Raw genomic sequence first — 15,906 nt, 5'->3', positions numbered from 1 at the left:
GTAGGGGCGTCAGTCAAGCCCAACGAATCCGCCGGTCTGCCGTTGCCAAAGCCGCGCATAGAGGCCATTTTTCGCCAACAATTCGCTATGGTTACCGATTTCGACGATATTTCCTTTATCCATCACCACCAGCCGATCCATTTTGGCGATGGTTGATAAACGATGAGCGATGGCAATCACGGTCTTTCCCTGCATGAGCGTGTCCAGACTCTCCTGAATCGCCGCTTCGATTTCCGAATCCAGTGCCGAGGTGGCTTCATCCATAATCAGGATCGGGGCGTCTTTCAGCAGTACCCGGGCGATGGCGATACGCTGTCGCTGGCCGCCAGACAGCCTGCTGCCTCGTTCACCCACATGCATGTCCAGACCTGTGCGTCCTTGGGCATCACATAACGTGGCAACAAAATGATCCGCGTGCGCACGGCGCAGCGAGTCAATTAAGGCGTCGTCACTCGCTTCCGGTTTCCCGTATTGCAGGTTCTCTCGAAGAGAGCGGTGTAGTAGCGATGTATCCTGCGTAATCATGCCAATTTGCGCTCGCAGGCTGTCTTGCGTCACATTGGCGATATTCTGATCGTCAATCAGGATCCGGCCATTATTGAGGTCATAAAGCCGCAGCAAAAGATTCATCAGTGTTGTTTTCCCAGCACCGGAAGGCCCGACCAACCCAATTTTTTCTCCGGGGCGAATCGTTAAATTCAGGCCGGCAATGGCGGGAGAAGACGGTTCGTAGTGAAACTGAACCTGCTCAAAGATTATCGCGCCCCGTGTGATGTTCAAAAGAGGTGCCTGGGGTTTATCTGTGACGCTGATAGGGTGTGACATGGTCTTGATGCTGTCTTGTAGAAGACCGAACTGCCCGAAGATGCCATGCAATGTCCACATCACCCAGCCTGACATATTAACAATTCGCATGATTAACCCGGTAATCAGCGCCACCGTGCCGATAGTGACGATTGATTGTGTCCAAAGCCAGATGGCCAGGCCGGTGCTGCTGGCAACAAGGATGCCGTTCAGCGCCGTCACGCTGATATCCATACTGGTCAACAGGCGATTAACGTACCAGACTTTGCCCGTTTGTTCGGTGATAGCGTTGCGGATGTAGTGCCTTTCAAGCTCGGAATGGGCGAACAGTTTGAGGGTGGCGATATTCGTGTAGCTGTCCACAATACATCCGGTGAGTTTGGAACTAGCTTCAGATGAGACGGCTGCCCGTATTTTTACGCGAGGTACAAAATAAATCAGGGTAAGCAGGTAGACGATTATCCAGACGATGAGTAACGCCAACAGCCGCCAGTCGATGTCGGAAAACAGAATAAGGATGGTTACAGTGGAAATCAGTACGTGCCAGATTGAAGCGATGGCCTGCAGCGTGGCTTCACGTAATGCATGGCTTGCCTGAGTGACCCGTTGAACCAGACGCCCGCTAAAGTCGCTTTGAAAGAACGACAAACTCTGTTTTAGCGTATGCGTATAGTTCTGCCATAGCATCATGCTGGTCATGGCTGGCCCAATTGATTGATTCACTAATAAACTTCTTAAATAGAAGAAGAAGGGGTGAACCAGTAACGTTGCACCGGCCATCAGTAGCAGTTCCGTACCATACTTATTCAAAAATTGATCGGCAGGCGTGGTGCGGATCAGATCGATGAGTCGGCCTAAATAACTGACTATCCCAACTTCAATCAGCGAAATGATTAAGCCGACGGACAGCAAGGCGGTTAAACCTGGCCAGATTTGGCGCAGATAATGAGCACAAAACGGCCACAGTCGATCGGGGAGCGGCGTTGCCGGCGCTTCCCGGAAGATGGTAATCATCTTTTCAAAGCGATAAAAAAGCATCTCTCAATCCCTTCCGGTATATTCATTTTTAAAGGGCCTTCATGCCCAATCACGATGCTGTTTCTGCCGTCATACCTTCCACGTTTTTAGGTATTGAGTGTCAGCAGCGGAGGTAAACACTCTTCACCGATGATACGAGCCGCATGGTGAAAATAGTGTGACCAAATTGCTGAACCGTCCCCGCAGTAAGCCATATGCCAAGGCTTCGGCGTATTGACGAAATGTACGATGCTCGCTTCTTCATACATTTCCGTGAAAGCTCCATTGGGAGGCAGGTGACGGTTGTAACTGTCCTCCAGTGCGAGGTACATGCCGCGTACCGCTTTGTTCAGCGCGCATTGATCATGAAAAATCAATTGGCTGTCACTTTGCTCGCTGTTAGCGATGGCGTTTTCGATGATGGATAGAGTGGCGGGGTGCTGCATGTCAAATAGCAACACCCCGGAATTGAAATAACGGCCATTCGGGATGCTGTGCAGCTTGATGGCGATTTTGACCATCGGGTCGGGCCTGTCGTGGCAGGCTGCCAGCGGTAAGCCTTCCATATCGGTGTATAGCAACTCCTGCAAAGGACGTTGCACGATGATGTCGGCGTCGAGGAAGGCACGCTTTATGCCCAGTTGGTGCAGATAACGGCTGGCATAAATGCGTGCGTAAGCCGTGGTGCTCAGCATATGGCCGTATGTCTGGAAGCCATAGCGTGCCCGGCTTTCATCAAGCGGAACTTGAACTGTGGAGATGATGCGTAGCGTAAGATTGTGAAACGCATCCTCAAGGCGCTGCGCCGCCGTTTCCCATAGTGGGTATAACTCAGGGGGAACAAACAGATAAATATCCGGCGGGTTTTCACTGTGTTCGATTTGCATGGCCAACGATGTCAACGCGACTATGGCCGGCGTGGTGTATTCGGCATCGGCACAGAAAAAAATGGCATGGCTGGACAAAGGTTTTGATGACGGTAAGCGTGTATTGGCTGGGGGCGACACGCGGGCATAATCAACGAGCAATGCGGTATCATCCTCGCTTGCGTGCTGTTCTGCTTGTCGCGCCAGATGAAGTTGATGCAGGGCGGTGTGCAAACGCACCAGATCCGCAGAGGTAAACCAGCCGTGAACCCGCTCGACCGCCAGTTTCAATCTGCCGGCTTCGCCGGTATGGGTGGCAATACGTAAAACGCGCCGGGCGCCTTCTTCATACACGAACGTCAGCCCAAGCCAGGCTTCAAGCAGTGGCACGGTTTCGTCGTAACGCCCAAGACTGAGCAGACAATCCACCGCCCATTGGATGAGCTGCGGCGGCAGAGTGTCGAGCGGCCCCAGTTCATTTAACAGCGCCAACCCCTTTTCGGGATGACCCGTGATGCAGTCATACCGGATGCGGTTGATCAGCATCGCTTCCGAAGCCTTGTACTCGTGCTCAGCGATGCCGGCAAACTGCTCATGTAATTCATCAAGCCGTATGTCTCTGAAAAGCAGCTTCAAATGAAGCGCACGCGTGGTGGGTTGCGCACCAGCGTATTCGCGTAAATAGCTCACCAGTGTCTCGGCATCTTGGGTGAAGCGATGGTCTATCAGACGGTGCGCGGCACTGAGCAGTAGGTTATAGCGGTGGTGTGAGTAAGGCAGACGCGTACTCTGCAATAGACTGGCTATGCCGCGATCAGCGCCATAGCGGACACATAGTTTCAAATAGCTTTCGGCGGCATCGATTTTGCCGAGTCCGATAATTTTGGGGCGTAACTTAGCGAGAACTTTGCCTGCATCCTGTCGGTTAAGCAGAGTTTTGATTAATTCGGAATGCACATCGCTGATCGCGCGAGACGTTGTCTGGGGTGAGTAAAACACTGTGCTGGCGGTGTGGCGCTGAGCCACTGCCATTGGCGAGGCATGAACGGCAATCGGCGTTGCAAGAGCGGGGGCGGTAATACTCTTCTGGGTATGTTTTGGCATAGCCGTGTTTCCTTACGTGGCTGTTTTTTAGTGTGATGTCGTTTCTATGCGATGGTGTTGTTTTTTATGCGATATAGCATCCGGCATTAAGACGATGGTTTACCCTACGTTCGGATTTTTATCGACGGCACACCCAGGCGCTATTGGCGCCGTGAGGCAAACTGCCTGAGCGCATAAAAAAGAGGTTCGCTTACTGTGGTGATGGCATGGCGTTGGTAACGTTGCCACAAGGCGGCACCCCATCCCCCATAGCTGGATTCCCAGGGTTTCGGTGTGCTGATGAAATGCACAATGGCAGCCTGTTCGCTGCCGTAAGCCAGCGGGCCTTCCGGGAGCATGAACCAGTTGTATTTTTCGTTCAGCCCTAAATAAAGCCCTTGCACTGCTTTATTTAACGCGCATTGGTCGAGGTAGAGCAAATGGTGGTGGTGTTGTTCGCTATAAGCAATCGCGCTATTGAGCATGGAAAGGACGGCGGGATGTTGCAGATCAAGCAGCAGCACGCCGGAGTTGAAATAGCGGTTATTCGGGATGCGATGTAACCGGATAGCCCGACTGACTCGAGGATGGTTGCGTTCGGTTCGCGCCGCCAGTGGGAAACCCGCCATATCTATATGCAATAGTGGCAGCGGCGAATGCTGAATAATGATGTCCGAGTCCAGATAGAGTGCGCGCGATACACCGCGCTGATGTAAATAGCGGCTGGCGTACAGCCGGGTATACGCCGCGATGCTCAGCGTTTTCCCATAGTTTTGGAAGCCGTATTGCGCGCGGCTTTCGTCAAGCGGTATGTCCAGTGTAGAGATAATGTAAAGCCTGAATGCCCGGTGATGTTGGGACAGATGCGTTGCGATGTCTTCCCAGACAGCATGGGATTCCGGTAATACAAACAGATAAATATCGGGCAGTCGTGCTTCGGTGTGATGAGTGGACATGACCAGAGAGGTCAGCGCAACGCAGGCGGCGACATTGTAACTGGCATCGATACAAAAAAAGATCGCGTGCTGGCGGGGTTGGGGGGCTTGTTTCCCTGTGGCGAGTTCCTTATCGGTTTGCGGTGAAGTTGCATCTGCTGCCGGTAACGCGGAGCGGACGCTATCCGCTGGAGAAATCAATCGGGAGGGTGAGCAGCAATGACGCGTGACGGCGGCCTGTTCTCTTTTCATATCTGAATTCCTTTTCTTGTTTCATTCTGGAAACGGCAACAGCATGGGCGATTAACGATATCCTGTCGTTATCTACCGTCTGTGCGATGTTCTGTCTCGCGCTGTCTATGGCTGTGCGGTAACCCCGGCGGTAAGGAGCGCATCTTCGCCGAACAATCTGGCAGCATGGTTTCGATATTGTTGCCAGAGTGCCGTGCCCTGGCCTTTGTAATTGCTATCCCACGGTTTGGGCGTACCCACAAAGTGCACAATTGCCGCCTGATGATGATCGGGGAGCGCGGATGGGGTGGGGCGAACAAACCAGTTGTAGTTTTCGCTGATGGCGATATATAGCCCGCGAACGGCTTTATTCAGTGCGCATTGATCAAGAAACAGCAGTTTTTCGTCGGGGTGTTCGCTATTGGCGATCGCCTGCTCGATAACCTGATGGGCCGCAGGATGTTGCAGGTTAAACAGCAAAATGCCGGCGTTGAAATAACGGCTGTTGGGGATGTCGTGCAACTGAATAGCTCGCCCGATGAGTGGCGTTATATGCTCAGTCCGCGCCGCCAGCGGGTATATGTCCATATCCATATCCAGCAACGAGAGGGGTGAGCGTTGGATTATGATGTCTGAATCCAGGTAGAGCGCCCGGGCGATGCCAAGACGATAGAGGTGGCGGCTGGCGTAAAACCTGGCATAGACCGCGGTACTTAATACATCGCCAAAGCTATGAAAACCAAAATGAGCGCGACTGGCATCAAGCGGCATGGGGTGGGTGGAGACAATCCTTAGTGTAAGTGATTTAAATTCAAATGAAAAATTATGGGTAATGTGCTCCCACCATGCCAATGTCTCGACTGGCGTGAAGATATAAATATCGGGCGGATTTTCTTCCCGGCTAATCGCCATTGCCAGTGACGTTAAGGCAACCAGGGTGGGAATGTTGAATTTGATATCGGTACAAAAAAAACAGGCACGCCGGGATAACGAACGCACAGTGATGGCGGCAGGGGGAGGTTCTGTGACTTCTGCATCCGTATTCGACGCCTGAGCAAACTGGGCGGCAGCGGACTCCTGTTCACGGTTATTGCACAATAATGTCGTTCGTAATTGAACCAGATCCGGTGACATAAACCAGCCGTGCAATTGCTCGATGGCACGCACTAACCGTGCGGTTTCACCGGTACTCGCGGCGACGGGAAGTACCCGGCGCGCTTCATTTGAGTAGCAAAAGTCAAGGCTTAACCAGGCTTCAAGTAAGGGAACGATTTCATGATGACGGCCGAGGCTGAGCAGGCAGTCTATCGCCCAACGCATCATCTGCGGCGGTAATGTATCCAGCGGACCCAATTCGCTCAGTAGCGCCAGGCCGCCTTCCGGATTGCCGATGGTGCACTCGTATTTGATACGCAGCATCATCAATTCTTCCGATACTCGGTAATCTTGCGGTGGAATTCGGGCGAACAGCGCATGCAGCTCGTCGAGCATTTCCGCGCGAAACAAGTATTTTAACCGCAGCAGGCGTGTCCTGGGTTGTTTGCCCGCAAACTCGCCAAGGTAAGCAATAATCCTGGCGGCTTCGGTCATGTGTTCATTTTCGATCAGGCGGGTGGCAACGTCGCACAACGGGGAATAATAGTCACGTTTATAAGGAAACTGTACGGTGTGAAGTAAATTGGCGATACCAATGTCAGCCTGATAGCGCAGACACGTCTGTAAATAATCATCGGCAACCTCCGACACGGATGATTTATCGGGTGTCAGTTCCGCTATCAGCGCGTGGGTATCCTGTTCATTAAGCAAAAGTTTGATAATTTCTGTGTGAACAGCGTCAGTTCTTATGGGTGGTTGAGATAAAGGGGAGTGAGTCAGCTCGCGTGTCGTGGAATAATTAGATTCTATGACGAATTGTTCAGCCATAACGGCTGAATTATTGTTGGGTGAATGGGTAACCAATTGATTCATATTAACCATATCAGTGCTCCCTGCAATTGATAGCGGTTTGATTAATAAATTAATTTAACATTTAGAAATACTATTCAATATTTATTAAAGTTTATGTGTGTAATTTTTTCTATTAGTTTTTAGCAATTACAGTAATTGGTTTCTATACCCCAAATAATTCGATCTCCATAATAAAAACTTATTTCACCCTAAATAATTCGAGTTGCAGGACAAAACGTTTTGCGTTTTGAACAACGCGATAACCGAGTGAATCTCCGGGAGTTTACTCAAGTAAGTGACTGGGGTGATCGAGGGCCGCCAACGCACCTGTAACTTGAAGTATGGCGGGTATAATTAGGCTATTTCACTTGCAATTTTACATCTGGCCGTATTTAAACTTCTCGCGCGTTAACTGCTCTGCCCAGATCGCCCGTAGTGCTAATTACGCCTAAAAGGATAGATTCTTACAGAGAACAACGGCTGTTGTGCGCCACGAGCCACGATACTGACAGTAAGGCACGGTTCCAGGGCGGTACGCATGCCTCACTGTGTGAGTCAGTCATCAGCCGTTGCGGGCTTACTTTTTGCTGAGCCAGGTTTGCGCCAGTTCGTCAAACGGCAGCGGCCGGGAGAAGAAATACCCCTGCATGAAATTGATCTGTTTGCGGGACAAAAACGCGGCCTGATATTCGGTTTCCACCCCTTCGGCGACGGTCTGCAGGTTCATCTGTTGCGCCAGGTCGATAACGCAGTTCACCAGCGTACTGGATTGCGGATCGTTCTCGTCGATCATGCTGACAAACGACTGGTCGATTTTGATGACGTTCACATGCAGTTTTCTGAGATAGTCAAAATTGGAATAGCCGGTGCCGAAATCATCCAGCGCAATCAGCACGCCGGCGTCGCTTAGTCGTTTGAAGAAGGCGATGGTTTCCGGCGTCATTTCGATTTTTTCCCGTTCGGTAATTTCAATCATCAAATGCACTTTTTTCTCGCTAAACGCGGCGATGAAGTTCTGGCAGTCGGTAATAAAATCGTCGGACTGGCAGTGTTGGGCGCTGATATTGATGCCGATATGCAAATGGTCCGGCAGGGTGTCCAGACGCGATGTCAAATCGCGCACCACGCTGCTCATTAACGAGCGGGTCAGCGGGATAATCAGTCCGCTCTGTTCACACAGCGGAATAAAAATATCGGGGGAAATAAAACCGCTCTTCGGGTGATGCCAGCGCGCCAGCACTTCCACGCCGTAAATTTCCCGTGACTCGGTGGCGATAACCGGTTGGTAGTAGGGTACCACTTCCTGATTTTCGATAGCGCGCCGAATGCCGTCATAAGGCGAGTTGAAACGCGTCGAATACTTATAGGCCAGAAAGCCGGAACTGAGGGCAATCAGGAAGACCACCAGCAACGTCATTTTTTCCTGATTCCAAAAGTCGGCCAGCGGGTATTTATCGTCGCGAGGAAAGAGAATGAAAAAATGATATTGGCTGGAAGAAATAACGATGAAATTGCGCAGATCTTCGGGATTAAACGCCGATACCTTATTGTAACGGGATATCCAGGTATTGCCGACCAGCAGATAAAGCTCCCGTCGCTTGCTGAGCAGATCCAGCACGTTGGTCAAATGCTGACCATGTATCGCCACGCCAATGCTGCCGTCCGCCGTGGTGCCGAGATACATAATCAACGTTCTATCCGGCGTGACGGAATTGCCGGGCAACAACGCCAGTTCCCGCATATGAAAGCGTCCCAGCGACGCCGGGCGATTATCCACGCCATACAGCGACGAGCAGTACACCACATCATTTTTGATCAGGCTGACGGTGCGCAGATGGCTGGCGATCGCCGCCGTCATATTCAACCGCCGGATGACGTCAGGCGTGCAGGATTGAGCCAATAGCGGTTTACTGTCTTCCACCGCATCTTTGGCTTCGTTGAGAATTTCCTCGATATTTTTAACGGCTCTTTCCGCATTGGCGTAAGCGCTCTTACGCTCAGCACGATAGTCCTGGTAGTAAATAGCACATAAGCCCAAGGCGAACATCGCTAAAAAGGTCAAGAAAGCGATTAGTTTATTCATTTGTGTATGGCCCTTTAACTGACCTTATAGTTTTTCTATATCGGCGGTTATTCTTTTGATTTTAGTCGGGCCATCACAATTTTGAGCAGAAAAATAGTCAGGCGGCACACGTATGCTGCGCCATCTCCTCCAACAGGGTAGTGATAAACGCCAGCCGCTGCGGGTATCCGCTCAAATCCTTGATAAATTTCAGCCGGCTGGGGCCATCCAGACGATAAACTTTTGGGTCGCGTTGCAGCAGGCCGATCAGATGGGTGGGATCGACGCGATTATGCTGGCTGAACTCGACAAAACCGCCCTTGTCGTTGCCTTCGATACGCTTGATGCCCAGTATTTGCGCCTGCTGACGCAAACCGGCTACTTGCAACAGGTGGCGAGCGGCATCCGGCAGTTTGCCGAAACGGTCGATCAGCTCCGCCTTCAGGTCATCCAGTTCGTCGTCGTTTTTAGCGCTGGCGATACGCTTGTAAAACGACAAGCGGGTATTGACGTCCGGAATGAAGTCGTCCGGCAACAGGGCCGGTAACCGCAGTTCCACATCGGTCTGGCTGCTGATCAGGTCTTCCAGCGATGGCTCTCGTCCGGCTTTGAGCGACTCCACCGCGCTTTCCAGCAAATCCATGTACAGCGAGAAACCGACGCTTTCCATCTGGCCGCTCTGGTCTTCGCCGAGCAGCTCGCCCGCGCCGCGGATTTCCAGATCGTGGGTGGCGAGGGCGAAACCCGCGCCCAGATCTTCCAGCGAGGCGATGGCCTCCAGCCGCTTGTGGGCGTCGCTGCTCATCGCCTTGGGATTGGGCGTAAGCAGGTAGGCGTAAGCCTGATGGTGAGATCGCCCGACGCGGCCGCGCAACTGATGCAACTGCGCCAGGCCGAAGTGGTCGGCGCGTTCGATGATGATGGTATTGGCGCTCGGAATATCGATACCGGTTTCAATGATGGTGGTGCACACCAGCACATTGAAACGCTGGTGATGGAAATCGTTCATCACCCGCTCCAGGTCGCGCTCGCGCATCTGGCCGTGGCCGATGGCAATGCGGGCTTCCGGCACCAGCTCGTTCAGACGCTGGGCGGCTTTCTCGATGTTTTCTACGTCATTGTAGAGGTAGTACACCTGCCCGCCGCGCAGAATTTCACGCAGGATAGCCTCACGCACCACCAGACTGTCGTACTCGCGCACAAAGGTTTTGACCGCCAGACGGCGCGCCGGCGGCGTGGCGATGATCGACAGATCGCGGATGCCGCTCATCGCCATGTTCAGGGTGCGCGGAATCGGCGTCGCGGTGAGCGTCAGGATATCGACGTTGGCGCGCATCGCCTTGATCCGCTCTTTGTGGCGCACGCCGAAGCGGTGCTCTTCATCGACGATCAGCAACCCCAAATCCCGCCAGCGCACGTCGCTTTGCAGTAATTTGTGGGTGCCGATCAAAATATCCACCTTGCCTTCCTGCGTTTGCTCCAGCACCTGGGTTTGTTCTTTCTGGCTACGGAAGCGGGACAGCATTTCAATGCGCACCGGCCAGTTGGCGAAACGGTCGCGGAAATTGTCGAAGTGCTGCTGAGCCAGCAGGGTGGTCGGCACCAGCACCGCCACCTGCTTGTGGTTTTCCACCGCCAGAAACGCGGCGCGCATCGCGACTTCGGTTTTGCCGAAGCCGACGTCGCCGCACACCAGCCGGTCCATCGCCAGCGGGCGGCACATGTCGCTCAGCACGGCGTTGATGGCTTGCGCCTGATCCGGCGTGGTATCAAACGGGAACCCCTGACAGAACAGCTGATACTGCTCCCGGTCGTGTTTGAAGGCGAAGCCGGTGTGAGCGGCGCGCTGGGCATAGACATCCAGCAGTTCGGCGGCCACATCGCGTACTTTTTCCGCTGCTTTCTGCCGCGCCCGCGTCCAGGCGTCGCCGCCCAGCTTGTGCAACGGCGCGCTGTCCTCGGCGCCGCCGGCATAGCGGCTGATAAGATGCAAAGACGACACCGGCACATACAGTTTGTCTTCGCCGGCGTAATGCAGAATCAGGTATTCCGCCTTGATGCCGCCCGCTTCCAGCGTGGTTAGCCCGGCGTAACGGCCGACGCCGTGTTCGAGGTGCACCACCGGCTGGCCCGGGCGCAATTCCGCCAGATTGCGGATCAGGGTATCGGTGTTGATGGTGCGGCGGTTGTCCTGGCGACGACGGCTGACGCGCTCGCCCAGCAGATCGCTTTCGCAGATCAGCGTGCGCTGGCGCAGGGTATCGATAAAGCCGTGCTCGCTGGCGCCTATCATCAGGTAGCAACCCGGCGACGCCGTCTGCTCCAGGCTCTTCACCGGCGCCGGGGACAGCTTGATACGGGACAGCAACTCCTGCAACGTTTCCCGGCGCCCCTCGCTTTCCACGGAAAAGACAATCTGCCCACCGAACTGCTCCACAAAACGGCGCAACGCATCCAGCGGCGATTTGTTCTGGTGCTGGACCGCCAGATCCGGCAACGGCTGGTAACCCAGATTGATATTGGCGGCTTTATCCGGCAGCGTGTCGCTGCGCAGTTGTACGCGCGGCCATTGCTTGAGTTCGGCAAACAGCATATCAACCGGCAGCCACAGCGCATCCGGCGGCAACAGCGGGCGCATTGGGTCGACCCGGCGGCTGTCATGGCGCTGCTGGATATCCTGCCAGAAACGCTCGGCGCCTTGCTGGATGTCGCCGGTATTAACCAGTAGCGTACCGGCCGGCAGATAGCTGAACAGCGCCGGCAGCGGCTGGCTGAAGAACAGCGGCTGCCAGTATTCGATCCCGGCGGGCAGGGTGCCTTTGCTCACCTGCTGGTAGACGTGTTCGGCGTCGCGCCTGACCTCAAATTGCTCGCGCCACTGGCTGCGAAACAGCTCGATGGCGGTTTTGTCGGTAGGGAACTCCCGGGCCGGCAACAGATAAATGTGTTCGACTTCATTCAGCGTACGCTGGGTATCGGCGTCAAACAGTCGCAGGCTGTCGATTTCATCGTCGAAGAAATCGATACGGAACGGCTCTTCGCTGCCCATCGGGAACAGGTCGAGCAGCGCGCCGCGGGTGGCGAACTCGCCATGCTCCATTACCTGATCGACGCTGCGATAGCCGGCCTGTTCCAGTTGATTGCGCAGCCTGTCGCGCGACAGGCGCTGGCCTTTTTTCAGCATCAGCGCATGGCCGTGCAGGAACGCGTGCGGACACACTTTCTGCATCAGGGTATTGACCGGCAGGATCAACACGCCGCGCGTCAGCGAGGGTAACTGATACAGCGTGGATAAACGGGCGGAGATAATTTCCTGGTGGGGGGAGAAACTGTCGTACGGAAGGGTTTCCCAATCCGGCAGCGTCATGATCGGCTGAGCGGTAAACTGCCGAATTTCGTCGCGCAACCGCAGGGCATTCTGCATGTCAGGGGTAATCAGCACCACCAGTCCGGCGTGACGTTCAACGATCTCTGCGCATTCGACGGCGCAGGCTGCGCCGGTAAGCTGGCCTAACAGGCGTTGTTCACCCGCTTTGCCAGGCAAGGTATAGCGATATTGTTCAGGCATCATCCGATTATCAGGTCTCGATATCCACTAAGAAAAAGTCGGGAAGAGAGAGGGTTAGGGTTCCATAAAGTGGTACTACCCTTTATTATCCTTGTTCACTTTGCTTTAGCAACCTCATCCAGACGGATTTCATGTATCAACCTGTCGCACTTTTCATCGGCCTGCGCTACATGCGAGGGCGGGCCGCGGACCGCTTTGGGCGGTTTGTTTCCTGGTTGTCCGCTATTGGCATCACCCTCGGCGTGATGGCGCTGGTCACCGTGCTGTCGGTGATGAACGGCTTTGAGCGGGAACTGGAAAACAGCATTCTGGGGCTGATGCCTCAGGCCATCATCACCACGCCGCAAGGCTCCCTTAACCCACAGACTCTGCCGCCTTCCTCGCTGTCCAGCCTGAAAGGCATCCGCCGTGTCGCGCCTCTGACCACCGGCGACGTGGTGCTGCAAAGCGCCCGCAGCGTGGCGGTGGGCGTGATGCTCGGCGTTAACCCCGACGAGCAGGAGCCGCTGGCGAACTATCTGGTCAATACCCGTTTGCAGCAACTGCAGCCGGGGCAGTATCAGGTGATTCTCGGCGAGCGGCTGGCCAGCCAGCTTGGCGTTAAGCCGGGCGACCAGTTGCGGCTGATGGTCACCAGCGCCAGCCAACTGACACCGATGGGGCGCGTGCCCAGCCAGCGGTTGTTTACCGTGGCCGGCACCTTTTCCGCCCGCAGCGAAGTGGATGGCTATCAACTGCTGGTCAACCAGCAGGACGCCTCGCGCCTGATGCGCTACCCGCTCGGCAACATTACCGGCTGGCGGTTGTGGCTCAATCAGCCGCTGGCGGTGGACACGCTTAGTCAGCAGGCGTTGCCGCCGGGGACGGCGTGGAAAGACTGGCGCGAACGCAAAGGCGAACTGTTCCAGGCGGTGAGGATGGAGAAAAACATGATGGGGCTGCTGCTAAGCCTGATTGTGGCCGTCGCCGCGTTCAATATCATTACCTCGTTGGGCTTGCTGGTGATGGAAAAACAGGGCGAGGTCGCTATTTTGCAGACGCAGGGGCTGACCCGACGCCAGATTATGGCGGTATTTATGGTACAGGGCGGCGGCGCCGGTGTGATGGGGGCGCTGGTCGGGGCGATACTGGGTATGGTGCTGGCCAGTCAGCTTAATGCGCTGATGCCGATGCTCGGGCTGCTGATTGACGGCGGCGCGCTGCCGGTGCAGATCCAGCCGGCGCAGGTGATCGCCATTGCGCTGGTGGCGATGCTGCTGGCGCTGCTTTCCACGCTTTATCCTTCCTGGCGCGCGGCCGCCACCCATCCCGCAGAGGCTCTACGTTATGAGTAATTCACCTTTATTGCAGTGTCGTCAGCTGTGTAAACGCTATCAGGAAGGCAACCTGTCCACCGATGTGCTGCGTGATGTATCGTTCGACATGCAGACTGGCGAAATGATGGCGATCGTCGGCAGTTCCGGCTCAGGCAAGAGTACATTGTTGCATTTGCTGGGCGGGCTGGATGCGCCGACGTCCGGCGACGTGATATTTCAGGGCAAGACGCTGAACCAGTTGTCGGCCGCCGCCAAAGCGGCGATACGCAACCGCGAGCTGGGTTTCATCTATCAGTTCCATCACCTGCTGCCGGATTTCACCGCGTTGGAAAACGTGGCGATGCCGCTGTTGATAGGCAATGTGGCGCCGAAAGAGGCGAAAGAGAAGGCGCAGGCCATGCTGGCCGCCGTTGGTCTGGCGCAACGCAGCCAGCATCGCTCTTCAGAACTGTCCGGCGGCGAACGTCAGCGGGTGGCGATTGCGCGCGCGTTGGTCAATAGCCCGTCGCTGGTGCTGGCTGACGAACCCACCGGCAACCTCGACCAGCGTACTACCGACGCCATTTTCGAACTGCTGGGTGAGCTGAATGTGCGTCAGGGCACCGCTTTTCTGGTGGTGACGCATGACCTGCGTTTAGCCAGCCGCCTTGGCCGTCAGTTGGAAATGCGCGACGGTCAGTTGCAGCAGGAGTTGACCCTGATGGGGACGCCGCAATGACTTTTCCTCCGCTTTCGCTGCTGGTCGGATTGCGTTTCAGCCGTGGGCGCCGCCGCAGCGGCATGGTGTCGCTGATTTCGGTGATTTCCACCCTGGGCATTGCGCTCGGCGTGGCGGTGCTGATCGTCGGTCTGAGCGCGATGAACGGCTTCGAGCGCGAGTTAAACAACCGTATTCTGGCCGTGGTGCCGCATGGCGAAATCGAAGCGGTCAACCAGCCGTTCCGGGACTGGCAACCGCTGTTGCCGAAGATTGAACGTGTTCCCGGCGTCGCTGCCGCGGCGCCTTACGTCAGTTTCACCGGTTTGCTGGAAAACGGCGCCAGCCTGAAGGCGATCCAGTTCAAAGGCGTGGACCCCGAACAGGAATTGAAACTTAGCGCCTTGCCGCAGTTCGTGCAGGACAACGCCTGGTCGCGTTTTCATGCCGGCGCGCAGCAGGTCATTATCGGCAAGGGCGTGGCGGATGCGCTGGGCGTGAAAAACGGCGACTGGGTAACCGTGATGATTCCCAATAGCGACCCGCAGATGAAACTGCTGCAGCCGAAACGCATTCGGTTGCAGGTGGCCGGTATTTTGCAGTTGAGCGGTCAACTGGATCACAGCCTGGCGCTGGTGCCGCTGGCCGATGCTCAGCAGTATCTGGAACTGGGCGACGGCATCACCGGTATCGCCATCAAGGCGCAGGATGTGTTTGCCGCTCAAAAGCTGGTGCGTGACGCCGGCGAGGCCATCAATGTCTATGTGTATATTCGCAGTTGGATCGGCACGTACGGCTATATGTATCGCGATATTCAAATGGTCCGCACCATCATGTATCTGGCGATGGTACTGGTCATCGGCGTGGCCTGCTTCAACATCGTTTCCACGCTGGTGATGGCGGTGAAAGACAAAAGCGGTGATATTGCCGTATTACGGACGTTGGGCGCGGGCGACGGCCTGATCCGCGCCATTTTTGTCTGGTACGGTTTGCTGGCCGGACTGCTCGGCAGCGTGGTGGGTACGGTCCTGGGGATTGTCGTCACGCTGCAACTGACCCCGATCATTCGCGGACTTGAGGCGCTTACCGGCCACCGTTTTCTGTCCGGCGATATTTATTTCATCGATTTTCTGCCGTCGGAACTGCATATGCTGGACGTGATTATCGTGCTGGCCACTTCACTGGTGCTGAGCCTGATTGCCAGCTGGTATCCGGCCCGCCGCGCCAGCCGTATCGACCCGGCCCGGATATTGAGCGGCCAGTAAACCCGCGCGCCGCGTATTGAAAAAGCCCGTTATAGCGATGCGGGCGGCGTGCGCGGCGCAGCATTGCTACACTTGATGGGTCAGCCGGCGCCGCGCCAGTCCTTATGACGGGCAC

Annotated in this window: 9 protein-coding genes and 1 pseudogene; 4 read left to right on the top strand and 6 right to left on the bottom strand. The window is 55.3% G+C overall.

Annotated elements, in window-relative coordinates; all coding sequences use genetic code 11:
• Positions 1-9: 9 nt before the first annotated feature.
• The 6 genes from DXX3274_RS13475 to mfd form a co-directional block, all read right to left on the bottom strand.
• Positions 10-1,842 carry an ABC transporter ATP-binding protein gene (locus tag DXX3274_RS13475; RefSeq protein WP_042860197.1) on the bottom strand — a complete coding sequence of 611 codons (1,833 nt, stop codon included), beginning with the start codon at positions 1,840-1,842 and terminating at the stop codon, positions 10-12.
• A gap of 86 nt (positions 1,843-1,928) precedes the next feature.
• The gene (locus tag DXX3274_RS13470; RefSeq protein ID WP_084478785.1) at positions 1,929-3,791 is read right to left on the bottom strand and encodes a glycosyltransferase; all 1,863 of its coding nucleotides are present in this window, start codon (positions 3,789-3,791) and stop codon (positions 1,929-1,931) included.
• 140 nt (positions 3,792-3,931) lie between these two features.
• Entirely contained in the window at positions 3,932-4,957 is a 1,026-nt protein-coding gene (locus DXX3274_RS13465; protein WP_042860195.1) for a glycosyltransferase, read from the bottom strand.
• A gap of 105 nt (positions 4,958-5,062) precedes the next feature.
• Entirely contained in the window at positions 5,063-6,913 is a 1,851-nt protein-coding gene (locus DXX3274_RS13460; protein ID WP_084478783.1) for a glycosyltransferase, read from the bottom strand.
• A 547-nt stretch (positions 6,914-7,460) separates the two neighbouring features.
• Positions 7,461-8,966: an EAL domain-containing protein gene (locus DXX3274_RS13455; RefSeq protein WP_042860193.1), complete on the bottom strand. Its 1,506-nt coding sequence runs from the start codon at positions 8,964-8,966 to the stop codon at positions 7,461-7,463.
• 97 nt (positions 8,967-9,063) lie between these two features.
• A complete protein-coding gene (mfd, locus tag DXX3274_RS13450; RefSeq protein ID WP_193747033.1) occupies positions 9,064-12,516 on the bottom strand; it encodes a transcription-repair coupling factor in 3,453 nt (1,150 codons plus the stop codon).
• Between the two features lie 128 nt (positions 12,517-12,644).
• On the opposite strand from mfd, the gene lolC reads away from it, so the two are divergent.
• From lolC to DXX3274_RS23790, 4 genes and pseudogenes are all read left to right on the top strand, one after another.
• On the top strand, positions 12,645-13,847 hold the full coding sequence (lolC, locus tag DXX3274_RS13445) for a lipoprotein-releasing ABC transporter permease subunit LolC (protein ID WP_042860192.1): 1,203 nt from the start codon (positions 12,645-12,647) through the stop codon (positions 13,845-13,847).
• Entirely contained in the window at positions 13,840-14,547 is a 708-nt protein-coding gene (gene lolD / locus DXX3274_RS13440) for a lipoprotein-releasing ABC transporter ATP-binding protein LolD (protein WP_042860191.1), read from the top strand. Before lolC ends, lolD begins: the two co-directional genes overlap by 8 nt.
• Positions 14,544-15,791, top strand: a complete 1,248-nt coding sequence (gene lolE / locus DXX3274_RS13435; RefSeq protein ID WP_042860189.1) for a lipoprotein-releasing ABC transporter permease subunit LolE — start codon at positions 14,544-14,546, stop codon at positions 15,789-15,791. Before lolD ends, lolE begins: the two co-directional genes overlap by 4 nt.
• A 3-nt stretch (positions 15,792-15,794) precedes the next feature.
• Positions 15,795-15,899 (top strand): annotated as a pseudogene (locus tag DXX3274_RS23790) (N-acetylglucosamine kinase); the annotation flags it as partial.
• Positions 15,900-15,906: the final 7 nt, after the last annotated feature.

Source organism: Dickeya sp. NCPPB 3274 (genome assembly GCF_000406205.1).
Classification (GTDB): domain Bacteria; phylum Pseudomonadota; class Gammaproteobacteria; order Enterobacterales; family Enterobacteriaceae; genus Dickeya; species Dickeya fangzhongdai.
The sequence above is the reverse complement of the archived record's forward strand: the minus strand, read 5'-3'. Positions and strand labels throughout refer to the sequence as shown.